Annotated in this window: 20 protein-coding genes and 2 tRNA genes; 10 read left to right on the top strand and 12 right to left on the bottom strand. The window is 70.5% G+C overall.

The genetic code is table 11. The features are described from left to right. Positions 1-90: 90 nt before the first annotated feature. The 3 genes from ACFZDC_RS16430 to ACFZDC_RS16420 all read left to right on the top strand — a co-directional run bounded on the left by ACFZDC_RS16430 (position 91) and on the right by ACFZDC_RS16420 (position 2,429). Positions 91-645, top strand: coding sequence for a hypothetical protein (locus ACFZDC_RS16430; protein ID WP_391324302.1), 555 nt, complete (start codon positions 91-93; stop codon positions 643-645). Between the two features lie 11 nt (positions 646-656). Continuing rightward, positions 657-1,322, top strand: a complete 666-nt coding sequence (locus ACFZDC_RS16425; RefSeq protein ID WP_391324300.1) for a class F sortase — start codon at positions 657-659, stop codon at positions 1,320-1,322. A 78-nt stretch (positions 1,323-1,400) separates the two neighbouring features. After that, entirely contained in the window at positions 1,401-2,429 is a 1,029-nt protein-coding gene (locus ACFZDC_RS16420; RefSeq protein ID WP_391324298.1) for a glycoside hydrolase family 6 protein, read from the top strand. 73 nt (positions 2,430-2,502) lie between these two features. On the opposite strand, the gene ACFZDC_RS16415 is transcribed toward ACFZDC_RS16420, so the two are convergent. The 4 genes from ACFZDC_RS16415 to ACFZDC_RS16400 all read right to left on the bottom strand — a co-directional run bounded on the left by ACFZDC_RS16415 (position 2,503) and on the right by ACFZDC_RS16400 (position 7,747). Continuing rightward, positions 2,503-4,440 carry a galactose oxidase-like domain-containing protein gene (locus tag ACFZDC_RS16415; RefSeq protein ID WP_391324296.1) on the bottom strand — a complete coding sequence of 646 codons (1,938 nt, stop codon included), beginning with the start codon at positions 4,438-4,440 and terminating at the stop codon, positions 2,503-2,505. Further along, positions 4,437-6,476 (bottom strand): glycosyltransferase family 2 protein, encoded by a 2,040-nt coding sequence (locus ACFZDC_RS16410; protein WP_391324294.1) that lies wholly within the window; start codon positions 6,474-6,476, stop codon positions 4,437-4,439. The genes ACFZDC_RS16415 and ACFZDC_RS16410 overlap by 4 nt, the downstream gene beginning before the upstream one ends. 310 nt (positions 6,477-6,786) lie before the next feature. Continuing rightward, positions 6,787-7,509 (bottom strand): FCD domain-containing protein, encoded by a 723-nt coding sequence (locus ACFZDC_RS16405; protein ID WP_391324292.1) that lies wholly within the window; start codon positions 7,507-7,509, stop codon positions 6,787-6,789. A 164-nt stretch (positions 7,510-7,673) separates the two neighbouring features. Continuing rightward, positions 7,674-7,747, bottom strand: a tRNA-Lys gene (locus ACFZDC_RS16400). Positions 7,748-7,932: 185 nt separating this feature from the next. Between ACFZDC_RS16400 and ACFZDC_RS16395 the strand changes: the two genes are divergently transcribed. The 4 genes from ACFZDC_RS16395 to ACFZDC_RS16380 all read left to right on the top strand — a co-directional run bounded on the left by ACFZDC_RS16395 (position 7,933) and on the right by ACFZDC_RS16380 (position 11,899). Beyond that, on the top strand, positions 7,933-9,237 hold the full coding sequence (locus ACFZDC_RS16395) for a peptidoglycan-binding protein (protein WP_391324290.1): 1,305 nt from the start codon (positions 7,933-7,935) through the stop codon (positions 9,235-9,237). A gap of 104 nt (positions 9,238-9,341) precedes the next feature. Further along, complete coding sequence (locus ACFZDC_RS16390; RefSeq protein WP_391324288.1) at positions 9,342-10,490, top strand: SPFH domain-containing protein; 1,149 nt, start codon at positions 9,342-9,344, stop codon at positions 10,488-10,490. A 133-nt stretch (positions 10,491-10,623) separates the two neighbouring features. Continuing rightward, entirely contained in the window at positions 10,624-11,229 is a 606-nt protein-coding gene (locus ACFZDC_RS16385) for a lytic polysaccharide monooxygenase (protein ID WP_391324286.1), read from the top strand. Between the two features lie 205 nt (positions 11,230-11,434). Further along, positions 11,435-11,899 (top strand): DUF3592 domain-containing protein, encoded by a 465-nt coding sequence (locus tag ACFZDC_RS16380; RefSeq protein ID WP_391324284.1) that lies wholly within the window; start codon positions 11,435-11,437, stop codon positions 11,897-11,899. Positions 11,900-12,424: 525 nt separating this feature from the next. Here the strand turns inward: ACFZDC_RS16380 and ACFZDC_RS16375 are convergent. The 6 genes from ACFZDC_RS16375 to ehuB form a co-directional block, all read right to left on the bottom strand. Next, positions 12,425-12,498, bottom strand: a tRNA-Lys gene (locus tag ACFZDC_RS16375). Positions 12,499-12,574: 76 nt separating this feature from the next. Next, positions 12,575-13,333, bottom strand: coding sequence for an IclR family transcriptional regulator C-terminal domain-containing protein (locus ACFZDC_RS16370; RefSeq protein ID WP_391324282.1), 759 nt, complete (start codon positions 13,331-13,333; stop codon positions 12,575-12,577). 211 nt (positions 13,334-13,544) lie between these two features. Beyond that, positions 13,545-14,309 carry an ectoine/hydroxyectoine ABC transporter ATP-binding protein EhuA gene (gene ehuA, locus ACFZDC_RS16365; RefSeq protein WP_391324280.1) on the bottom strand — a complete coding sequence of 255 codons (765 nt, stop codon included), beginning with the start codon at positions 14,307-14,309 and terminating at the stop codon, positions 13,545-13,547. Positions 14,310-14,316: 7 nt separating this feature from the next. Beyond that, positions 14,317-14,967, bottom strand: coding sequence for an ectoine/hydroxyectoine ABC transporter permease subunit EhuD (gene ehuD / locus ACFZDC_RS16360; protein WP_391324279.1), 651 nt, complete (start codon positions 14,965-14,967; stop codon positions 14,317-14,319). Beyond that, entirely contained in the window at positions 14,964-15,686 is a 723-nt protein-coding gene (gene ehuC, locus ACFZDC_RS16355; RefSeq protein WP_391324277.1) for an ectoine/hydroxyectoine ABC transporter permease subunit EhuC, read from the bottom strand. Before ehuC ends, ehuD begins: the two co-directional genes overlap by 4 nt. Continuing rightward, positions 15,683-16,609: an ectoine/hydroxyectoine ABC transporter substrate-binding protein EhuB gene (gene ehuB, locus ACFZDC_RS16350; protein WP_391324274.1), complete on the bottom strand. Its 927-nt coding sequence runs from the start codon at positions 16,607-16,609 to the stop codon at positions 15,683-15,685. The genes ehuC and ehuB overlap by 4 nt, the downstream gene beginning before the upstream one ends. A 47-nt stretch (positions 16,610-16,656) precedes the next feature. On the opposite strand from ehuB, the gene ACFZDC_RS16345 reads away from it, so the two are divergent. Then, positions 16,657-17,151, top strand: coding sequence for a DUF3830 family protein (locus ACFZDC_RS16345; protein ID WP_391324273.1), 495 nt, complete (start codon positions 16,657-16,659; stop codon positions 17,149-17,151). Here the strand turns inward: ACFZDC_RS16345 and ACFZDC_RS16340 are convergent. Continuing rightward, positions 17,132-18,520: an amidase gene (locus ACFZDC_RS16340; RefSeq protein WP_391324271.1), complete on the bottom strand. Its 1,389-nt coding sequence runs from the start codon at positions 18,518-18,520 to the stop codon at positions 17,132-17,134. The genes ACFZDC_RS16345 and ACFZDC_RS16340 overlap by 20 nt on opposite strands. A gap of 16 nt (positions 18,521-18,536) precedes the next feature. Next, the gene (locus ACFZDC_RS16335; RefSeq protein WP_391324269.1) at positions 18,537-19,490 is read right to left on the bottom strand and encodes an NAD(P)-dependent oxidoreductase; all 954 of its coding nucleotides are present in this window, start codon (positions 19,488-19,490) and stop codon (positions 18,537-18,539) included. Between the two features lie 122 nt (positions 19,491-19,612). On the opposite strand from ACFZDC_RS16335, the gene ACFZDC_RS16330 reads away from it, so the two are divergent. Beyond that, a complete protein-coding gene (locus ACFZDC_RS16330) occupies positions 19,613-20,407 on the top strand; it encodes a decarboxylase (protein ID WP_391324267.1) in 795 nt (264 codons plus the stop codon). After that, positions 20,404-21,135 carry a decarboxylase gene (locus ACFZDC_RS16325; RefSeq protein ID WP_391324265.1) on the top strand — a complete coding sequence of 244 codons (732 nt, stop codon included), beginning with the start codon at positions 20,404-20,406 and terminating at the stop codon, positions 21,133-21,135. The genes ACFZDC_RS16330 and ACFZDC_RS16325 overlap by 4 nt, the downstream gene beginning before the upstream one ends. Positions 21,136-21,245: the final 110 nt, after the last annotated feature.

The following is a 21,245-nucleotide window of genomic DNA, read 5'->3' as shown; positions in this document are numbered from 1 at the left end:
CCCGTCCCACCCGTATGGAGTAAGCGCGCGCCTCCCGAGGATGCGGAGGCGCGCCTTACGGGGGAGCCTCCCAGTATCTGGAGGTTCACGATGGGCTCACTACGCCTCACTCTCTGCACAGGGATTCTCGCCGTCGCCGCCCTCACCCCGGCGGCGTACGCGGCCGACGACGGCCGTGGAATCACCGTGACCCCGGCCTCCCCGGCTCCGGGCGACGACGTGTCCCTGCGGGTGCGCGGCTGCACCGGAGCGCAGGCCACCGCCGCCTCGGCCGCCTTCGTCTCCGACGCACGGCTGACCGGCAGTCAGGGCTCCATGGGCGGCGAGACCCGCGTCCGCTCCTCGCTCGAGCCGGGCGCCTACGGCGTGCGCATCAGCTGCGCGGGCGTGGTGATGACCGGCACGATCACCGTCGTCGACAGGTCCTCCGGGCAGTCCACCGGGCAGGACACCGCCCCCAACACGGCCGCCTCACCCGTCGCCCCGGTCCACGCGGGCGGCGGCGGCACCGCGCACTTCGCCACGGTGGCCACCAGCGGGTCCGGCCCCGACACCGTCCAGGCGGTGACCGGCCTCGCCCTCGCCGGGATCGCCGCGGCCGCCGTCGGCTCGCGCGGGGCCCGGCGGAGCCGCGGCACGGACTGAGCGCCGCGGCCATGTCCGACGAGCACGGGCGCAGCCCCGGGACCGGGCGCCTGACCACCTGCCTGGCCTGGGCGGTCCTGCTGCTCGGGCTGTGGCTGTGGGGCCGCGGCGTGACCGACGTGCCCGAGAGCCCGGCCGGCCCCACCACGGGTGACGTGGCCGGACTGGGCCGCGAAAGGGTCCCGCTGCCGCCCGCGGCCAAGCCGCTCGGTGCCGCGCTCCCGTTGCGCGTCGACATCCCCCAACTCGGTGTGCAGGCCCCGGTCGTCGCCCGGGGCCTGGACGGCCGGGGCGCCGTCGACCCGCCGCCGTTCGACCAGCCGGGAGTGGTCGGCTGGTACCGCTCCGGGACCACGCCCGGCGCTGCGGGGGCCGCGCTGATGGTGGGCCACGTCGACACCGAGACCCGGCCCGCCGTCTTCTACAAGATCAGCACCCTGAAGCCGGGCGAGACGGTCCGGGTGGTCCGCGCGGACGGCAAGGTCGCCCACTTCACCATCGACGACGTCCGCGTCCTGCCCCGCGACGACTTCGACGCGGGTGCGGCCTACGGCCCGCGCACGCCGGGCCGCGCCGAACTCCGCCTGATCACCTGCGGCGGCACCTTCGACCGGACCAGCCGCAGCTACACGGCCAACGTGGTGGTCTCGGCGTACCTCACCGGCACCGGGCCGTGACCCCCGCGCGACCTCGTGACCGGCACGGTCGGTATGCCACGATTGGCACTCGGAACGATGCGCCCAGGGGGGAATCGCATGTACGACACCAGGGGGGCCCGGACTCAGGCACGGGCACGGGCGTCCGCGGTGGTGCTGGGGGCGGCACTGCTGCTCGCCGGGTGCTCCTCCGCAGACGGGGACGGGGCGGCCGGTCCGGGCGCCAGGATCACCCAACAGCCCAAGGCCGCCGACCCCTTCTGGGTGAACCCGGACGGTAACGCGGCCCGCCAGGTCGCCGCCTACGAGAAGTCCGGCGAGAAGACCGAGGCCGAGCAGATCCGCAAGATCGCCGAGCAGCCGGTGGGGGAGTGGATCGGCCCGGAGAACCCCGAGAAGGAGGCCCGCGGCTTCACCGAGGCCGCCGAGAAGTCCGACCGCACGGCCCTGCTCGTCCTCTACAACATCCCGCACCGCGACTGCGGCCAGTACTCCCAGGGCGGCGCGGCCGACGGCAACGCCTACCGCGCCTGGATCGACGGCATCGCCCGGGGCATCGGCGACCGCGCCGCCACCGTCGTCCTCGAACCCGACGCCGTACTCCACCTCGTCGACGGCTGCACCCCGGACGAGTTCCACGAGGAGCGCTACGACCTCCTCAAGGGCGCCGTCGCCAAGCTCAAGTCCCTGAAGAACACCAGGGTCTACCTGGACGCGGGCAACGCCGGCTGGGGCCATCCCGACCAGATCTTCCAGCCCCTCCGATTGGCCGGCATCGACCAGGCCGACGGCTTCGCCGTCAACGTCGCCAACTTCTACTCCACCCAGGACTCCATCGCCTACGGCAAACAGCTCTCGGCGAAGGTCGGCAACAAGCACTTCGTCATCGACACGAGCAGGAACGGCAAGGGCCCGTACACGGCCGGACAGCCGGCCGAGCGGTGGTGCAACCCGCCCGGCAGGGCCCTGGGAGAAGCCCCGACCACGAAGACGGCGGACCCCTCGGTGGACGCCTACCTGTGGGTGAAGCGCCCGGGCGAGTCGGACGGCACCTGCAAGGGAGGCCCGAAGGCAGGCCAGTGGTGGCCGACCTACGCCTTGAAGCTGGCGGAGGCGTCAACCCCGTAGGGGCGCGGGGAACTGCGCGACAGGCCACGACGAGCCCGCGGCCGCCGAACTGGCGCAGTTCCCCACCGTTCCGCTAGGGCACTTTCACCCACTGGGCCTTGCTCGGCGTCCCCTGATCGTCGTCCGCGAACAGCATGTACCACCCCGACTGCACCAGATTCCGGTTCTTCGGCACCGTCACCGTGATCTTGTCCCCGGACGTCTTGAAATCCAGCGCGATCGACCGCTGATCCACATCCGTCACATGCGTGGACGCGCTCGGCCGGATCAACCGCATCTTCTTGATGCTCGACGCATGCTGCGAAGTGAAGGTCCCGGACCCACCGCGAGCAATGGTCCGCGGCCCCCCGCTCAACGTGGGCCGGGAACCCCGGTACAGATAGGGCGGCGTATAGATCTCGATCCGCTGCTCGAACTTCCCCGGCTTCGTGTTCGCCTTGTCCGCGTACAGCGAGTCGGACCCGAAGAACATCACCCGCCCGTCGGGCAGCAGAATCGACCCGGAGTGGTAGTTCCGCCCCACCAGCGGATCGGCGACCTGCGTGAAGCTGTTGCTGTCCGGGTGGTAGAGCCGCGCCTGCAGGATGTTGGAGGCGCCGCGCCCCCGGTAGTCCTCCGAGCCGCCGGACACCAGCACGGTGTCGTCGGGCAGGATCGAGGACTGCGGATACCGGGTCCCCTTCTCCAGGTCGGGCCCGTCGACGAACCGCGGATGCTTCGCCTTCAGGTCGATCAGCCGGGTCTTCTTGCTGGACAGCTTCGACTCGCCGACCCCGCCACCACCGACCACCATGAACTTCTCGTTCTGGGCCGGAGGCAGCAGCACCGTTGCGGACGTCTCCAGCACGTTGGCGTCACCGAGACCGGGCAGCTTGGTGAACTTGTTGGTGTCGACGTCCCAGATGCCGGGCTTCCGGCCCACGTTGTCCGGACCGTACCCCGCATTGGACCCCGAGTAGAAGATCTTCCCGTTCTGCATCAGGAACAGCGCCGGATACGTCGGGAACTGCCGGAGCTTCTTCGTGTACGTCCACTTCTTGGTCTTGGGGTCGAAGATCTCGTTCTTGCCGGGGACCAGCTGACCGATGTCGTCCAGCCCTGAGACGCTGAGGATCCTGCCGTCCGACAGGGTCGTGAGCGTCGGGTACCAGCGGGCCTCGTTCATCGGGTCGACCTTGATGTACCGCTCGGCGACCGGATCGAACTCGTAGGCGTCGCGGATGCCCTGGAAGTCCTTCTTGTCGAGGGCGAGCTTCTGCGCGATGCCGTACGTGTTACGGGCGTCGGCACCGGTCAGCCCCTGGATCCGGTAGTTGTCCTGGGTACCGGTCTCGTACTTGGCGCCGCTGCGCTGCGCCTCGACGTAGATGCGGCCCAGACCCGGGTCGTTGCGCAGGAACGCGCCGGTCCTCGGGTCGAAGACCTTCTTCGCGCGTGGCACGAGCACCGGGTCCTTGGAGACGAACGTCCTGCCGTTGGACTTGCCGGTGAACTTCGTGCCCGCGGGCAGCGTGATCGGTTTGTCCGGGTTCTCGTTGTGGACGATCATCAGGCCGCCGGCCTTGGTGACGTCACCCTTCAGCTTCTCGTACCGCTTCGTCCCGCCGGCGATCAGCAGGTTGCCGTTGGCCAGCTGGGTGTGGCCGGTGCAGAACAGGTCGGTGGGCGTGGGGATCTTCTTGATCGTGCCCTTGACCGGGTCCCAGATCCGGGTGTCGAACTTCTTGGCGTTGAAGTTGTCCTGGTTGTTGCCCGAGCCGGCGACCAGCAGCACCTTGCCGGTGTGCAGGAGTGCCGCGTGGATGGTGTCCTGGCGGTACTCCGGGGGGAACTGGATGATGTCCCAGTGGCCGTTGGCTGCTTTGTACTCCGGCTTGTTGATCTTGTACTGGTGATACTGCTCGGTGCTGAAGCGGTACAGCCACGGCCCGTTCATCCCGGCCAGCGCGAGTACCACCGCCGTGCCTATCGCGAGTCGACGAGCACGGCGGCGGCCGGCCTGGTCCTTCATTCCTTACGTCCCCCAAGTCCACCAAGGGCGATCTGCATGGTCTGGTCGCTTTCCCCGGCCGGGCTGCCGCCCGGACCGCCCGGACGTCCGGGCGAGGCGGCCCAGGTGGGCCGCTGCTGCGGGGCGTGCGGCGCGCGGGCCGCGTAACGCGCGGGCACCGCGTCCTGCGGCTCCGCCACGGCCGGCGCGGGCGCACCCGCCGCGGCGGGCGCCCCTGAACCCGCCGCGCGCCGGGGCTGCTTCTTCTCCTGCCGCAGCGAGTACCGCCAGGCGAAGATCGGAGAGGCGGTGATCAGCAGGGCGAAGACCGCCCAGGTGATCATCGCGGGGTGGGAGTGCCCGAAGACGAACCCGGCGACCAGCGACCCGGCGAAGACCAGGATGAAGAACCAGTGGATCCGGAACGTCCCGAACAGCGTGTCAGGGCTGGCCGATTCGCCCTTCGGGGTCACCACGAACTTGCTCTTGCGGCGCAGCACCGCGTCCATCAGCGAGCGGGCGTAGATCGGCGCGGAGAGGGCCGACATCACCATGCCCGCGACACCGCCCGATCCCTCCGGCTCGTGCGGGGAGACGTTGTGCCGCCGGTTCCAGATGTACAGGCCGATCTGGAGCGCGGAGGCGTTCCCGTACAGCATCAGCCACACGGTCGGGTCGATGTTCACACCCGAGGCGCCAAGGCCCAGGAACAGCGCGCAACTCAGTGCCGCCAGGATCCAGTTGAGGGCGGACATCGGATAGAAGATGATCATCATCGTGTAGTTGAAGAGCTTGCCGGGCGGCAGCGTGAAGAAGCCCTTCCAGTACTGCTTGAGGATCGTCTCGTACGTGCCCCGGGACCAGCGCAGCTGCTGGGTGAAGAAGTCGGTCCAGGCGTTGGGCCCTTCACCGACGGCGAGTACGTCCGGGGTGTAGACGGACTTCCACTTGCGGCCGGTGGCCGGGTTCTTGGCGCGGTGCATCTCGAACCCGGTGGCCATGTCCTCGGTGATCGAGTCGTACAGGCCGCCGATCTGCTTGAGGGCGCTGATGCGCACCGCGTTCGACGTGCCCACGAACATGGGGGCGCCGTAGCGGTTGCCGGCCCGCTGGATCAGGGCGTGGAAGAGGAACTGCTGCGACTCGGCGGCCTTGGTGACGAACGTGTCGTAGTTGCCGTAGACCTGCGGGCCGATGACGAAGCCGACGTCCGGGTCGCGGAAGTAACCGAGCATCCGCTCCAGGTAGTTGGGCAGCGGCACGTGGTCGGTGTCGACGGAGGCGAAGAAGTCGTAACTGTCGCCGTGCGCCTCCAGCCAGGCGTTGTAGTTGCCGTGCTTGGTCTTGGCGCGGTGCGGGCCCTTGGGCTGGTTCCACCTGGCGACGCCCTTGCGGGAGAAGTGGTGCACGCCGAGCCGGGCGCAGACCTCCTTGACGGCCGGGTCGTCGCCCTCGTCCAGCAGCCACACGTGCATCAGGCCCCGGTGGCGCAGCTTGACCGCCGCCTCCAGGGTCTTCGTCACCATCTCCAGCGGCTCCTTGCCGGGCACGAAGGAGGTGAGGAAGGCGACACGGGTGCCGGCCTCGGGCACGACCGGGACCGGGTCGCGGGCGACCAGGGTGGCGTGCGCGTTGGACAGCACGTTCATGCAGCGGAAGAACTCGATCAGGCCGATCGAGACCAGCATGACGACGTCCAGCGCCGGCAGGAAGTCGTAGGCAGGGTAGTCGCGTTCGGTCCAGTGCTCCGGCTGGAGCAGCCAGAACAGCAGGACCAGGGACAGCACCGGGGCCGCGCCCAGCATGAGCGCGGCGCGTATGCGGTGCGGCTCCTGTGAGAGCAGTGACCGGTACTGCACCTGGTACGGCTTGTCCGGGTCGGGCTGGGTGAGGGGACCCGCGAGTCGGCTGTAGTGCTCGTAGTCGTATCTCGGCAGGCTCTTCCTGATCCGGCGGAACTGGCCGGTCCGGTGCGTCACCGCACGCAGCTGGGTGGTCTCTGACGGGTCGTTGTGCTGTTCGTGGCTCTGCCGGGCGCCCTTCGGCGTCGACGTCATGAGTCATTCCCCCCACACGCGAGTCATCGCGTGTTCATCGGTCTTCCCACCCGGACGGGGTCCCCTCGGCCGTCACGGGCGGGTCAGTGGTGGATCACGGTCCCCACGCCTTGCTCACCTATAGACACGGGACTGCGACCTTCCGGTTGCATGATGCCCCCCTCGGCACCGGTTCATGACGGGGCCCCCTCCCCGCCGGTCCGCAACCGCTTGATCTCCCCCAAGTGCCGCCAGGGCGCGGCTTCATGGACAACCAAGGGTTCTACGACGCCGCGCATGATCGCAAGACGTGAAACGCGCTGTTTACCGGTCAAACCTGTTCATTGTGGCGCGGGTGGTGCTCCGGAGGCTCGGATGCGCCGGTGGGGGAGAGGCGGGCACGGATGTTGCCGAAGTGATCCCTTATGGCCTCCTCCGCCCGTACGGAATCGCCGGACCGGACGGCGTCCAGGATCTCGCGGTGCTGCCGGCAGGTGACCCGCGGGTCCTGGGGCAGGTCCACCAGGTCCCGCTGGACGCGGTGGAAGGCGTCCCAGAACGCCTCCAGCACCTCGCTCAGCAGCACGTTGTCCAGCCCCCGGTAGAGGGTGGCGTGAAACGCGCGGTCGGTCTCGGCGAGGCCGCATCCCTCTGCGGCCTCCCGTTCCATACGGTTCACGAGGGCGTCCAGTTCAACGAGGTCCGCCTCCGGAAGCCGCCCGGCCAGCCGCGAGACGAGTCCCGTCTCGACGGCCTCGCGCAGTTCCAGCAACTGGAGCAGTGAGTCCTCGCCCCGGTAGTGCCCGGCGACCGTGCGGAAAGCGAGTCCGTCGATCATGGGTGCGAACGACATCGAGCCGACATAGGTCCCGAACCCGTGCCTGATCTCGACGATGCCCATCGCCTGCAGCGCCTTCAGGGCCTCGCGCACCGAGTTCCGGCTCGCCCCGAGGAACTCCATCAGCTCGGGCTCGGTGGGCAGCGGCGCGCCCGAGGGCAGCCGTCGGTCGATGATGAGCTTCTTGATCCGCTCTTGAAGGTCCCGGGCTGCCATGGCCAGAGGGTATCCGGCCAAACAGGGCACAGGCCCCTCGTCGGCACGAGAGGCCGGGTCCCGGCGGGGGGCGAAGCTCCACCGCGCGAGGCGTATCCGCGCGAAAAACAGAGATGGCGAGCCTGCTCCGCGCTTCTCGCGGACGTGGCTCGCCATCGTCATTGTGCGCCGCCAGGGACTCGAACCCCGGACCCGCTGATTAAGAGTCAGCTGCTCTAACCAACTGAGCTAGCGGCGCCTACTGACAGGAAAACTCTACATGACCTGGAAGGGTGCTCCGGACCACCCCCGGTCGGGCCCCCGGCCCGGCTCAGGCCCCCTTACATCATTCGGACCGTCAACATGCGCGCCCGGAAGACAGTTGTGAAACTGATCGACGTGCACACTCGCGGACAAATCCACCCCGAATGTGAGGCAGATCGCATGACCGCTCCGTTGTTCGAGGAAGTCGATCCCGTGAGAGGTTGCGGCTGCCCCGGCTGTGTCGAGGGGCGGCGGACGAGCGCTCGCCCGCTGCCCGGCCGCTTCCGCGGCCATCCGCTCGCCCGGGGGATCGTGGTCGTGGCCGCCGCCGCGTCCGCCGCCCTCGGCGTGATCCCCCCGGCCGCCGCCCTCACCACTCCCCACACCTCGCCCGGTCCCAGTACCCCCGCAGCGGACGGCGTGCCCGAGACCCCACAGGGCGCCAGGGCCCCGCTGCACGGACCGGCCGGCAAGCCGGCCGAGCCCTCGACCGCCCCGACTCCCGCCACCACCCGGACCGAGATCATCAAGCGGGCCAAGGTCTGGGTGGCTGCCAAGGTGCCGTACAGCATGACCGACTACTGGTCCGACGGTTACCGGCAGGACTGCTCGGGCTATGTGTCCATGGCCTGGGGGCTCACCTCAAACGAGTGGACCGGCAGCCTCGACCAGTTCGGGGTGAAGATCACCAAGGAGGAACTGCAGCCCGGCGACATCCTCCTCTTCCACAACCCGGACAACCCCGAGCGCGGCTCCCACGTCGTGATCTTCGGAGGCTGGACGGACCACATGCACACCGACTACCTGGTCTACGAACAGACACCCCCGCACGCCCGCAGCCAGTCGACCCCGTACCCGTACTGGACCAACGCCGACAAATACGTCCCCTACCGCTACAAGGGCCTGACCACCGCCGCCGGCGGGCAACCGGCCGCCGACAGCAAGGCGTCCGTGCCCTTCCCGGGCGCCGCCCACTTCGGTCCCGGCGCGAACAACAAGCACGTCACCCGGCTCGGCCGGATGCTGGTGGCCCACGGCGCCGGCTCCCACCACACCGAGGGCCTCGGCCCGGTCCGGGGCGAGGCGGAACGCAAAGCCACCCAGGCCTTCCAGCGGGCCCAGGGCCAGCCGGGCGCCGACGCCGACGGGCGGCCCGGCCCGCGCGCCCGGGAACTGCTCGCCACCGGGAAGGGCAGGGGTGTCGCGGCCGCCGGAACCGGGTCCACCCGGCCCGCCTCGCACGGCGTGCCCGGCTACCCCGGCCGGAACTTCTTCCGTCCGGGCACGGAGAACGGGTACGTCACCCAGCTGGGGGAGCAGTTGGCGAAGAAAGGGTTCGGCAGCTTCTACGCCACCGGGCCCGGCCCGAGCTGGGGCGAAGCCGACCGGCGGGCCGTGGAGGCTTTCCAGCGCGCCCAGGGCTGGCGCGGCGGCGCGGCGGACGGCTATCCGGGCCCGGAGACCTGGCGCCGGCTGTTCGGGTAGCCGCGATCCCTGATCCCCGACCCCTCGACCCCTGATTCCTGAGCCTGATCCCCGATTTTCACTCTCACTGTCATGACGCATCTGGCGCGGAGGCTGGAGCACGCATGAGTACGACCACGTCACACACGGCCGAGTCCGAGGAGCATCCACAGGGCGCGGCGGCCGCGGGGGGCACGGGAGGTACGGCCACCCGTCCGGCCCGGTTGATCCACAACGAGGCGACCACCGAGATCCCCGTCCACCTGCTCTTCCGCGACGACCCCGACCCGGTCTCGGTGCCGCTGAAACCGGCCGTCGTGGCCCGCCGGCAGGGCACCGGCGAGCAGCCGCGCCTCACGCGTCCGGCCCCGGCCCGCAGCCGGACGGTGCCGCAACTGGACCCCGGGCTGGTGGAGCGTCCGGCGCGGGTGCTGCCCGGCCTGGCCGGGGTGCTGGCCGGGGCGGGTGGCATCGCGGGATGCCTGGCCACTTCGTGGTGGGCGGGCGTGCTGCCGCCGCTCGCGGTGGACGCGCTGCGCCTGCCCGCGTACGGCGGCGCAGGGCTGGGCCCCGCCCAGTGGGCGGCGTACGCCGGAGCCGGGGCGCTCGGCGTGCTCGGTTTCGGCGGGCTTGCCCGGGGCCGGACCGGGCAGGCACGGCTGCTCGGACTGTTCGGCCGTTACCGCGGGACGGTCCGGCGCACCGGCCTGCTCTGGATGAACCCGCTGCTGGCACGCCGCCGGGTCGATGTGCGGCTGCGGCACTGGCGCAGCGAGGCGATGCCGGCGACGGACACCAACGGGGTGGCGGTGCGTGTGGTGGTGCTGGTGGTGTGGCGGGTGCGGGACACCGCGCGAGCCGTGCTCGGCATCGACGACCACGAGACGTATCTGCGGGAGTGTGTCGAGGCGGCGCTGGCCCGGGTGGCGGTGGACCTGCCGCGCGGCGCCCGGGGCGGGCCGGCGGCCGCCGCTGAGGCACTGACCAGGCTGGTGGCGGCGGACGCGGGGCCGATCGGCCTGGAGGTGTTCTCGGTGCAACCGCTCCGGGTGGAGTACACGCCCGAGGTCGCCGCCGCGATGCACCGGCGCCAGATCGCCGCGCTCGACGCCCGGGAGCGGTCCAGCATGCTCAACTCGGTCGTGGATTCGGTGGAGGACACGGTGACCCGGCTGACCATGCGCGGTCTCGTCGAACTGGACGACTACGAGCGCAAGGTGTGGGTGCGGGACCTGACGGTGGCGTTCTGCGCGGGGCGCCGGGAGCCGGCCTGATGGTTCGGGCCGGTGACGGGACTCGCGATTGGTATGGACATGTTCAACTAACGGCAATAATCTGGGACTTGGTCTAGACCTACTGCACGGCTCAGCTCAGTGAACCTCCCCCACGTTCTCCAGGAGCGGCAGCATGCGCACCAAGACCAAGTTGTCCGCGGCCGTGCTGGGCGTGGCGACCGCCGGAGCCTTCGTGCTCTCCTCCGGCGGCGCCAGCGGGCACGGCTACACCGACCTCCCCATCAGCAGGCAGAAGCTCTGCCAGAACGGCACCGTGGCGAACTGCGGCGACATCCAGTGGGAGCCGCAGAGCGTCGAGGGCCCCAAGGGCTTCCCGGCCGCCGGACCCGCCGACGGCCAGATCTGCAACGGCGGCCTGAGCCGGTTCGCCCAGCTCAGCTCGCCGACCACGCCGTCCGGCGCGGCCTGGCCGACCACCAAGGTGACCGGTGGTCAGTCGTACACGTTCCGCTGGCAGTTCACGGCCATGCACGCCACGACGGACTTCAAGTACTACGTCACCAGGCAGGGCTGGAACCAGAACCACGCGCTGTCCCGCTCGGACCTCAACCTCACCCCGTTCCTGACGGTGCCGTACAACGGCCAGCGCCCGCCGGCCACCCTCAGCCACAGCGGCACACTGCCGACCGGCCTGAGCGGTCACCACGTCATCCTCGCGGTGTGGACGATCGCCGACACGGGCAACGCGTTCTACGCCTGCTCCGACGTCACCTTCTGATCCCGCCCTCGGGCAGGGCCCGCGTGCGCCGGTACGGCTGCTTCCGGTTGAGCCTCCGGTACACGCGGTCCTGGCCGGCTTCCCGAGCCATGAGCGGGAGCCGGACCAGGTTCTGAGCTTCGCTTGAGGCCAACCGCCCGGTGCAGCGGGTACGTTCCCGCCACGCCGGTCAATCGGAGCGGCGTACCGACCGCGGGGGAATCTCATGGAGCTGCTCTTCTACGTCGTACCCATCCTCATGATCACCGGCTTCGGGTTCGCCGCGTACCTGCTGGTCCGTCGCGCCCGGCGGATCAGCCGGACGTGGGCCCACGGCCTGACGGCCGAGGCGCGCTGCCTGCGCTCGTACACCACCACCAGCGGGGGCGGCGGGGACACCTCGGTGCGCACCACCCTCCACCATGTCTACGAGTTCACCACCCGCGAGGGACGCACGGTCCGCTTCGACGAGGGGGACGGCCCCTCGACGATCGTCGAGGGCGACCACGTCACCGTGCGCTACCTCCCGGAGTACCCCGAACGGGCCACCGCCCGTCCCCCGGCTCGGGGCAGGCTCGCGGTCGGCACGGGATTCGGCCTGGCCTTCCTCGGCGTGGCCATCAGCTTCTGCGTCGGCTTCATCGCCGTCACCCACATGATTTTCGCGGAGTCGCAGGACCTGCTCCCCTAGTCCTTCCACATCTGACGTTACGTCAGCTATCGTGCGGGCCCATGGAGTCCACGAGGCGCACGGTCGCCGAACTGGTCGCCGCTCGGTGGGGGATCACCGGCCGGGGCTGTGGTGCGAGGAGCGGGTGCTGACGCAGCACGAGGTGGCGGCGGGTGCGGCCGCCCGGGCGGCTCTGCTCCGCGACGAACAAGATCGATCGGGGGTTGCTGCGGCGCGAGGGGCTGCGGTGTGCCGATCCGGTGTGGTGGCGGCCGCCGGGGGAGGACGCCTACCGGAGGCTCACCACGGAAGACGTCGAAGGGCCGATCGGTGGGGGTGTGGGTGGCGGAGCCCCCACCGCGCGCGGCGTAGCCGTGCAATAACAGAGATGGCGAGCCGGGTCCGCGCTCTCCGCGGACGTGGATGGCCATCGTCCGGTGGGGGTGTGGGTGGCGGAGCCCCCGCCGCGCGCGGCGTAGCCGTGCAATAACAGAGATGGCGAGCCGGGTCCGCGCTCTCCGCGGACGTGGCTCGCCATCGTCATTGTGCGCCGCCAGGGACTCGAACCCCGGACCCGCTGATTAAGAGTCAGCTGCTCTAACCAACTGAGCTAGCGGCGCATGACTCCCGCCTTCCGCTCTTCGCGGCCGGCGACGAAGAAAATACTACCTGGTCCGCAGGGGTGCTGGTGACCGACTAGATCGCCAGGGACAGCAGCACCGGTGCCGCGTTCCGGTTGAGGGTGTCCGCGGCCTGGCGGAGGCGGTGGGCGTGCTCCACCGGGAGGGAGAGGGCCAGGCAGCCGACCGAGGAGCCCGCGGTGATCGGGACGGCCGCGCAGACCGTGCCGATCGCGTACTCCTGGAGGTCCAGCACCGGCACCGTCGGCGGCTGGGACTCCAGGCGGGAGAGCAGCAGCTTGTCGCTGGTGATGGTGCGCGAGGTCAGGCGGGCCATCTTGTGCCGGGAGAGGTGGTCGCGGCGGCTGTTGTGGTCCAACTGGGTCAGCAGGCTCTTGCCGACGGCCGTGGCGTGCGCGGAGTAGCGGAAGTCGACCCACTCGTTGACCGCCGGGGTGGTCGGCCCGGCGGCGTACTGGGTGACCCTGACCTCGCCGTCCACGTACCGGCTCATGTACACGGCCGCGCCGACGGAGTCACGTAGCCGGTCCAGGGTGTGCTGGAGCTTGTCGCGCAGGGCCCGCTCCCGGTCATGTGCCGAGGTGAGGCGGCGCAGGGTGTCGCCGGTGACGTACGCCCCGTCGGTGATCTGCTCGACGTAACCCTCGCGGCGCAGCATGCGCAGCAGGGCGGTCAGCCGCTCGGGGTCCAGGCCGGTGCGGCGGGCCAGCTCGGTGTCGGTGACGCCGGCGGGGTGACGGGCCACGGTCTCCAGCACGCGCAGGGCGTCCTGGGCGGAGTGGTACGGGGCGGTCGGCTCGTGCATCAGCGCCACGGTTTCCCCCTGCGCTCGCCTGTCTGTGGCCGCGAAATCCGGTCGGCGGATCGATACCACGATAACGGGCAAAGGTCCGTTGGGGAGAGGGGGTTGGCGAGATTGGGCCGCCCGCCGTGCCCCTCCCAACTGCGACGCAGACCCTCTGGCATATGCCAGAGTCATCACCCAATGCCTGGACCTCGGCTCTTCCCGTCTTCACAGCTCGTAGTCACAGCACCGCGCTGAGGAATTCCCGGGTGCGTTCCCGCTCCGGATCGCTGAAGATCTTCTCCGGCGAACCCGACTCGATGACTCGCCCTGAGTCGAACATCAGTACCTGGTCGGAGATGTCCCGGGCGAAACCCATCTCGTGGGTCACGCACAGCATCGTGATGTCCGTGCTGCCGGCGATGTCCCTGAGCAGGTCGAGGACTCCCGCGACCAGCTCCGGGTCGAGCGCCGAGGTCACCTCGTCCAGCAGCAGCACCCGCGGCCGCATCGCCAGCGCCCGGGCGATCGCCACCCGCTGCTGCTGGCCGCCGGAGAGCCGGGTGGGCTTGGCGTCGCACTTGTCGGCGAGGCCCACCAGGTCCAGCAGCTCCCGCGCCCGGGCCTCGGCCTCGTCCCTGGACATGCCGAGGACCCGCACCGGCGCCTCGGTGATGTTCCGCAGCACGGACATGTTCGGGAACAGGTTGAACTGCTGGAACACCATCCCGATCTTCTTGCGGACCTCCCGGACCTGCTTCTCCGGCGCCGGGAACAGGTGTTCCCCGTCCACGGTGATCGTGCCCTCGTCCGGCTTGGTGAGGGTCATCAGCAGCCGCAGGATCGTGGTCTTGCCGGAGCCGGAGGGCCCGATCAGGGTCACGTGCTTGCCGGGGGCGACGGAGAAGGTCAGGTCGTCCAGGACGGTGTTCGTCCCGAAGCGCTTGGTGACCCCCTCCAGGCGGATCACATCGGTCGGCTGGGCGTCGGTGACGGACGACTTCATTCGGGTCTCAACGGACAAGGCGTCGCTCCAGGGCTCGCAGAAGAAGGGAGGCCAGGTAGGAGATGAGGATGAAGGCCACCCCGATCACGGTCAGTGGCTCGGTGAACTGGAAGTGCTGCTGGGAGAAGAGCCGGGCCCGGCCGAGCATCTCCAGCACGGTGATCACCATCAGCATCGGCGTGTCCTTGAGCATGGAGATCACGTAGTTGCCGAGGGCGGGCACCACCCGGCGGATCGCCTGCGGCAGGATCACCGCGGTCCAGGTCCGCCGCCGGGGCAGGTTCAGCGCCGTCGCCGCCTCCCACTGGCCGACCGGCACGGCCTCGATACCGGCCCGGTAGACCTGCATCGTGTACGTCGAGTAATGCAGACCGATCGCGAAGACGCCGGTGGCCAGCGCGGAGAAGGTCAGGCCCCACTCCGGGAGCACGTAGAAGAGGAAGAACAGCTGCACCAGCAGCGGGGTGTTGCGCACGAACTCCGTGACCACCCCGACCGGCCAGCGCACCCATCGGCTCGGCGTCCGCATCAGCAGCGCCCACACCAGGCCGAGCGTGAAGGACAGCAGTGAACCGAGGGCCAGGGCCTGCAGGGTGACCAGCAGTCCCTGCCAGAACTGCGGCATGAAGTCGCTGACGGCGTTCCAGTCCCACTTCATGCGACACCACCCCCGCCGACTCCGGTGGTCTGCGCGCGCTTGAGCTCACGCGCCGCCCACTCGGTACCGGAATCCTTGCCGATCCCTGCCTTCAGCCGTTTCTCCAGACCGCGCATCAGCCGTGTGAGCACGAAGGCGATCGCGAAGTAGATCAGCAGGACGTACGTGTAGATCTCCGCGCTCTGCTGCAGGGCCAGTCGCACCAGGTTGGCGCTGAACGTCAGATCGCCCATGCCCATGACCGACACCAGCGCGGTGCCCTTGAGCAGCTCGACCAGCAGGTTGCAGAGGGACGGGATCATCTCCGGCACCGCCTGCGGCAGCAGGATCAGCCTGAGCCGCTGGGCCGGTGTGAAGCTGAGCGCGATTCCGCCCTCCCGCTGGGCCGGGTCGACCGCCTTCAGCGCGCCGCGCACGATCTCCGAGCCGTACGCGCCGAACGTCAGCCCGAGCGCCAGCGTGCCCGCCCACATCGGCACCAGCTGCCAGCCGAAGGCGACCGGCAGCACGAAGAACACCCAGAAGATCATCACCAGCGCCGAGGTGCCGCGGAACACCTCGGTGTAGAAACCGGCGAGGAAGCGCACGATCCACAGCCGGTGGGTGCGCGCGATGCCGACGGCGAAGGACACCGCCGTGGCCAGCAGCGCGCTGAACACCAGCAACTGGACGGTGGTCCATATGCCTTGCAGTACGAGTTCCCAGAGACCGGAGGTCATCCGCCGCACAGCTCCTTCGCGGTGAGGTCCGTCATCTCGGCCTTGGTGAAGCCGAAGGGCCGAAGGATCCGGAACAGCTCCCCGCTCTTCTTCAGCTTGCGCAGCTCGACATTGAAGGCGTCCCGCAGCTTCGTCTCGCCGGGCCGGAACGCGAACGCCCCGCCGTCGACGTGCGGTTTGCCCTTGACCAGCGGTGCGAAGGGCTTGGTGGCCTCCGCCTTGCCGGACTTCCTCACCACCTCGCGGGTGGTGAGCGCCGTACCGGCGAAGACGTCGACCCGTCCCGCCTCGACGGCGTTCAACCCGGCCACCTGGTCCGGGACGATCAGGATGTCCCCCTCCCGGTACCCGGCCTCCACCGCGTACTGGATCTCGGCGTACCCGGTGCCGGTGGCGAACTTCGCCTTCTTCTCCACGACGTCCCGGTAGGTGTGGAGCCCTTTCGGGTTCCCCTTCCGGACGATGAACGAGTCCAGCATCTGGTAGTCCGGATCCGCGAAGATCACCTGCCGGCAGCGCTCGGGATTGACGTACATCCCGGCGGCCACGACATCGAACTGCTGGGAGTTCAGGCCGGGAATCAGCGAGCCGAACTCGGTCGGCACCGGCTGCACCCGGTCCACCCCTAGCCGCTTGAAGATCGCCTTCGCCAGCTCCGGCGCCTCACCGGTGAGCCGTCCGTTGCTGTCGATGTACCCGAACGGGATCTCACCGGCGATCCCGAGCCGTACGACACCCTGCGCGCGCAGCCGGTCGAGCAGCTCGCCGCCGTTCTCGTCCGACGCCGAGGCCACCCGCGTACAGCCGGCGGCACCCAGCGCGCCCACCGCACCCAGGGCCGCGGCAGCGACGAGCACCGAGCGCCTGCTGTGTCTGTGTTCCGGCCGGATCGTGTGCACATCGTTCCCAAGTGGTGGAGCCATGGCGGCGCAGCTACCCAAGCGCCCTCGTCCTATGCACCCTTGATTCCATGGCCGATCGATTCGTCACCGTCTCGCTCGACACGCGGGACGTGCACTGCACGGCACGACTGCTGGACGACCGCGCGCCCCTGACCTGCGCGGCGGTGTGGGAGGCACTGCCGCTCGCGGGCGACGTGTATCACGCGAAGTACGCGCGCAACGAGATCTACGCCCTCTTCCCGCCCTTCGCCTCCACGGAACCCCCACTGGAGAACCCGACGGTCACCCCGATCCCCGGCGACCTCTGTTACTTCTCCTTCGCCGGCACCGAACTGGGCACGCGGGCCTACGGCTACGACCGCGAGGTCCGCCCCGGCACCACCGTGGTCGACCTGGCCCTGTTCTACGAGCGCAACAACCTGCTGCTCAACGGAGACGTGGGCTGGGTGCCCGGGATCGTCTGGGGGCAGGTCGTGGCCGGCCTGGAGGCGATGGCCGAGGCCTGCAACGACCTGTGGCGCGGTGGGGCGGCGGGGGAGACGCTCAGCTTCCGGAGAGCGTGAGGCCCCCTTCGTACAGGGCGTGCGAGGCCCGCAGCACCAGGTCGTCGCGGTGCCGGGCGGCGACGATCTGCATCCCCACGGGCAGCCCCTCGTCGTCCGCGCCGACCGGAACGGTCGCCGCCGGCTGCTGGGTCAGGTTGAAGGGGTAGGTGAACGGTGTCCACCCGGTCCAGCGCCGCAGACCGGACCCCTCGGGGACCTCCCGGCCCGCCTCGAACGCCGTGACCGGCAGGGTGGGGGTGACCAGCACGTCGTACCGCTCGTGGAAGAGGCCCATCCGGCGGCCGAGGTCCATCCGGACGTCCACCGCGGCCAGGTAGTCCAGCGCGCTGAACTTCGCACCCTGCGCGCAGATCTCCCGCAGGCCCGGGTCGAGCAGCTGCCGCCGGCGGGGCGAGAAGTTCTGGGTGAGCCGGGCGGCGCCGCTGAACCACAGGGTGTGGAAGACGTCCACCGGCTCGCTGAAGTCCGGGTCGGCCTCCTCGACGTACGCGCCGAGGTCCGCGAGTCCGGCCACGGCCCGGCGGACGGCCGCCGCGACCGCCGGACGGACGGCCACCTGCCCGCCGAGGGACGGCGAGTACGCGACCCGCAGTCCGCGCACGCCCTTGTTCAGCCCCGCCGTGAACGACTCCGGCGACGGGGGCAGCGCCGACCAGTCACGTGGGTCGGGCGCGCCGATGACATCGAGCATCAGCGCCGCGTCCGCCGCGTCCCGGGTCATCGGGCCCGCGTGCGAGAGCGTGCCGAACGCGCTCGCCGGATACAGCGGCACCCTGCCGTACGTCGGTTTCAGCCCGAAGATCCCGCAGAACGCCGCCGGGATACGGACGCTGCCGCCGCCGTCCGTGCCCAGCGACAGCGGGCCCGCGCCGAGCGCGACGGCCGCCGCACTGCCGCCGCTGGAGCCGCCCGCGGTGCGGGAGGGGTCGTACGGGTTGCGGGTCACGCCGGACAGTGGGGAGTCGGTGACGCCCTTCCAGCCGTACTCGGGTGTCGTGGTCTTGCCGAGGAAGACCGCGCCGTGCTCGCGCAGCCGGGCGACGGAGGGCGCGTCCTCCTCCCAACGCCCCTGCTCGGAGATGGTCTTCGAGCCGCGCAGGGTGGGGTGCCCGCGCAGCAGCAGGATGTCCTTCACCGTCACCGGCACCCCGTCCAGCAGCCCGGCCGGCGCCCCGCTCCGCCACCGCTCCGCCGACTCCCGCGCCCGCGCGAGCGCGTCCTCCTCGGTGAGCCGCACAAAAGCGTTCACCTCCGGCTGGAGCCGCCGCGCCCGCTCCAGGGCCTGTTCGGTCGCCTCCACGGGGCTGAACTCGCCCTTGCGATAGCCGTCGAGGAGTTGTACGGCGGTCAGATCGGTGAGCTCCATGCACCCTCCCGGGGTGTCAGTGACCGGGCACGTATCCGCGTTTCTTGTCCACCACGTTCGCCAGCGACCGCCCCGCCGCCCACCGCTCGTACAACTCCACGAACTGCACGCCCAGTTCGTCCCGCCAGCCGACCGTGTCACCGCTCATGTGCGGGGAGACGATCAGCCCCGGCAGCCCCCACAACGGGCTTGCCCGGGGGAGGGGTTCGGTGGCGAAGACGTCCAGGGCGGCGCCCGCGATCCAGCGCCGGCGCAGCGCCTCGGCCAGGGCGTCCTCGTCGACCAGCTGCCCGCGGCCGACGTTCACGAACACCGTCGAGGGCTGCATCACGCCGAACCGGCGGGCGTCGAACATGCCGTACGTCTGCTCGGTCAGCGGTGCGGCGGCGATCACCCAGTCCGCGCGGGAGATCAGCCGGTCCAGGTCGCCCGGGCCGTGGATACCGGTGCGCGGGACCCGCCCGACCAGCGCCGTCGTCACCTCCAGCGCCTTCAGGGTGCGGGCGATCGCCCGGCCGATCGGCCCCGAGCCGACCACGCACGCGCGCGTGCCCGCCACCCGCCGGGTCTCCCGGTGCCGCCAGGTCCGCTCCCGCTGCAGCTCCAGCGTGCGCGGCAGGTCCTTGGCCACCGCCAGCACCAGGGCGGCCACGTACTCGGCGATCGGCTGGTCGAAGATCCCGCGCGCGTTGGTCACCACCGTGTCGGAGGCGGCGAGTTCCGGGCACATCAGATGGTCCACGCCCGCGCTCGCCGTGTGCACCCAGCGCGGCCGCGGGCCGTCCCCCGGCCAGGCCTCCCGCACGGCGTGCGAGGTGAGGTCCCACACCAGCAGTACGTCCGCCGCCGGCAGCCGCCCGGCGAGGCCTGCAGCGTCGGTGTGCACGATCCGGGCCCGGCCGGTGAGGCGCCCAAGGCGGGGCGGGGGGTCGGCGTCCAGGACGAGGAGGGTGGGCAGGGTCGGCGTCATGCGGGCGGCTCCGGGCGTCTGACATGCGCGGATTGACCACGCTCGCACCCGAACCTACCTTCGTCAACACGGGCGTGAGACGACCGTTCCCTCGTCTCCCGGAGTGAGGCCGGTGCCTTGCCATGGACGTCTCCTTTCTCGGCGGCCCCCGCCCCCAGCGCGGTGTCGGTGTCGTGGCCCCCTTCGACTTCGCCCTCGACCGCGAGCTGTGGCGCTGGGTCCCCGGCGAGGTGTCCCTGCACCTGACCCGGACCCCGTTCGTGCCGGTCGAGGTGAGCCTGGACCTGGCACGGCTGGTCAGCGAGCACCAGACCCTCGGCGAGGCGGTGCGCGCCCTGAGCGCCGTCGCCCCCGAGGTCGTCGCCTACGCCTGCACCTCCGGCAGCTTCGTCGACGGGATCGCGGGCGAGCGGGCGATGTGCGCGGCGATGAGCCTGGCGGGCGCGCTGCCCGCGGTGACCACCTCCGGCGCGCTGCTGGAGGCCCTGGAGGAGCTGCGGGTACGCCGGATCGCGCTGGTCACCCCGTACACCGTGTCCGTGACCCGCGCGCTGGAGGAGTACGTCGCCGAGGCCGGTGTACGGGTCGCCGGCCGCGCCTTCATGGGGCTGACCCGGCACATCTGGCAGGTGCCGTACCGGGACGTGGTCGCCATGGCCCGGCGCGCGGTCCGCCCCGGCGCGGCCGACGCGCTCTTCATCTCCTGCACCAACCTTCCGACGTACGACGTCATCCCCCAACTGGAGGCCGAGCTGCGCATCCCCGTGCTGTCGGCCAACCAGGTCACGATGTGGGCGGCGCTGCGCCGACTGGGTACCCGAGCCGTGGGGCCCTATCAGGCGCTGCTGGACGAAGCGGCGCGTGAGTGGCCCGTACGGCCGGAAGAAACGCAGGAACACGGAGAAGGGCTGACATGACTGCACTCGGCTTCCTCTACCCGGGCCACTCCGGCGAGGACGACTACCCGCGCATCGAGCAGCTCCTGGGCAGCGACATCCGGTTGGACGTGGTGCACACCGACATCGGTGTGGATGCGCACCGGGTGGACGCGCTGCGCGAGATGGGCTCGACCGAGCGGCTCGCCGCGGGCATGGACGGGCTGCGGCTGGCCGGTGCCGAGACGGTGGTGTGGGCCTGCACCAGCGGCAGCTTCGTGTACGGCTGGGAGGGCGCCCAGGACCAGGTGCGGGCGCTGGCCCGGCTGGGCGGGATGCCGGCCTCCTCGACGTCCTTCGCCTTCGTGCACGCGGCCCTGGAGCTCGGGGTACGCCGGGTCGCCGTGGCCGCGACCTACCCGGAGGAGGTGACCGCGCTGTTCGCGGACTTCCTGCGGGCCGGGGGTCTGGAGGTGGTCGCGGTGCGGTCGTCCGGGATCGTCACGGCGGCGGAGGTCGGGACGTGGGGTGAGGAAGAGGTGCTGACCCTGGCCCGGGCCGCGGATGGCGCCGACGCGCAGGCGGTGCTGCTGCCGGACACGGCGTTGCACACGGCCGCGCACCTGTCGCTGCTGGAGAAGGCGTTGTCGAAGCCGGTGCTCACGGCGAACCAGGTGTCGGTCTGGGAGGGACTGCGGCTGGCCGACCGGCGGGTGAACGCGCCCGCACTGGGGACGTTGTTCACCAGGGAACCCATCGTCCAGGTCTGAACGGACTCCACCTCCGGGTCTGAGCGGCCTCCACCTCCGGGAATAAGCGGAGACAGCCTCCTGTTACGTGAGGGCAGGACAGCTCACGGCCACAACAGGAGGCACAGACC

Source organism: Streptomyces sp. NPDC007905, from assembly GCF_042959345.1.
Taxonomy (GTDB): Bacteria; Actinomycetota; Actinomycetes; order Streptomycetales; family Streptomycetaceae; genus Streptomyces.
This window is presented reverse-complemented; position numbering and strand designations above follow the sequence as displayed.

Coding starts and splice junctions, on each gene's coding strand:
- ACFZDC_RS16390 (WP_391324288.1), top strand. CDS start 9,342: ATGAGTACGACCACGTCACACACGGCCGAGTCCGAGGAGCATCCACAG.
- ehuB (WP_391324274.1), bottom strand. CDS start 16,609: ATGGCTCCACCACTTGGGAACGATGTGCACACGATCCGGCCGGAACAC.
- ACFZDC_RS16330 (WP_391324267.1), top strand. CDS start 19,613: ATGGACGTCTCCTTTCTCGGCGGCCCCCGCCCCCAGCGCGGTGTCGGT.
- ACFZDC_RS16325 (WP_391324265.1), top strand. CDS start 20,404: ATGACTGCACTCGGCTTCCTCTACCCGGGCCACTCCGGCGAGGACGAC.
- ACFZDC_RS16405 (WP_391324292.1), bottom strand. CDS start 7,509: ATGGCAGCCCGGGACCTTCAAGAGCGGATCAAGAAGCTCATCATCGAC.
- ACFZDC_RS16410 (WP_391324294.1), bottom strand. CDS start 6,476: ATGACGTCGACGCCGAAGGGCGCCCGGCAGAGCCACGAACAGCACAAC.
- ACFZDC_RS16340 (WP_391324271.1), bottom strand. CDS start 18,520: ATGGAGCTCACCGATCTGACCGCCGTACAACTCCTCGACGGCTATCGC.
- ACFZDC_RS16335 (WP_391324269.1), bottom strand. CDS start 19,490: ATGACGCCGACCCTGCCCACCCTCCTCGTCCTGGACGCCGACCCCCCG.
- ACFZDC_RS16430 (WP_391324302.1), top strand. CDS start 91: ATGGGCTCACTACGCCTCACTCTCTGCACAGGGATTCTCGCCGTCGCC.
- ACFZDC_RS16425 (WP_391324300.1), top strand. CDS start 657: ATGTCCGACGAGCACGGGCGCAGCCCCGGGACCGGGCGCCTGACCACC.
- ACFZDC_RS16345 (WP_391324273.1), top strand. CDS start 16,657: ATGGCCGATCGATTCGTCACCGTCTCGCTCGACACGCGGGACGTGCAC.
- ehuC (WP_391324277.1), bottom strand. CDS start 15,686: ATGACCTCCGGTCTCTGGGAACTCGTACTGCAAGGCATATGGACCACC.
- ACFZDC_RS16420 (WP_391324298.1), top strand. CDS start 1,401: ATGTACGACACCAGGGGGGCCCGGACTCAGGCACGGGCACGGGCGTCC.
- ehuD (WP_391324279.1), bottom strand. CDS start 14,967: ATGAAGTGGGACTGGAACGCCGTCAGCGACTTCATGCCGCAGTTCTGG.
- ACFZDC_RS16380 (WP_391324284.1), top strand. CDS start 11,435: ATGGAGCTGCTCTTCTACGTCGTACCCATCCTCATGATCACCGGCTTC.
- ACFZDC_RS16415 (WP_391324296.1), bottom strand. CDS start 4,440: ATGAAGGACCAGGCCGGCCGCCGCCGTGCTCGTCGACTCGCGATAGGC.
- ACFZDC_RS16385 (WP_391324286.1), top strand. CDS start 10,624: ATGCGCACCAAGACCAAGTTGTCCGCGGCCGTGCTGGGCGTGGCGACC.
- ACFZDC_RS16395 (WP_391324290.1), top strand. CDS start 7,933: ATGACCGCTCCGTTGTTCGAGGAAGTCGATCCCGTGAGAGGTTGCGGC.
- ehuA (WP_391324280.1), bottom strand. CDS start 14,309: ATGAAGTCGTCCGTCACCGACGCCCAGCCGACCGATGTGATCCGCCTG.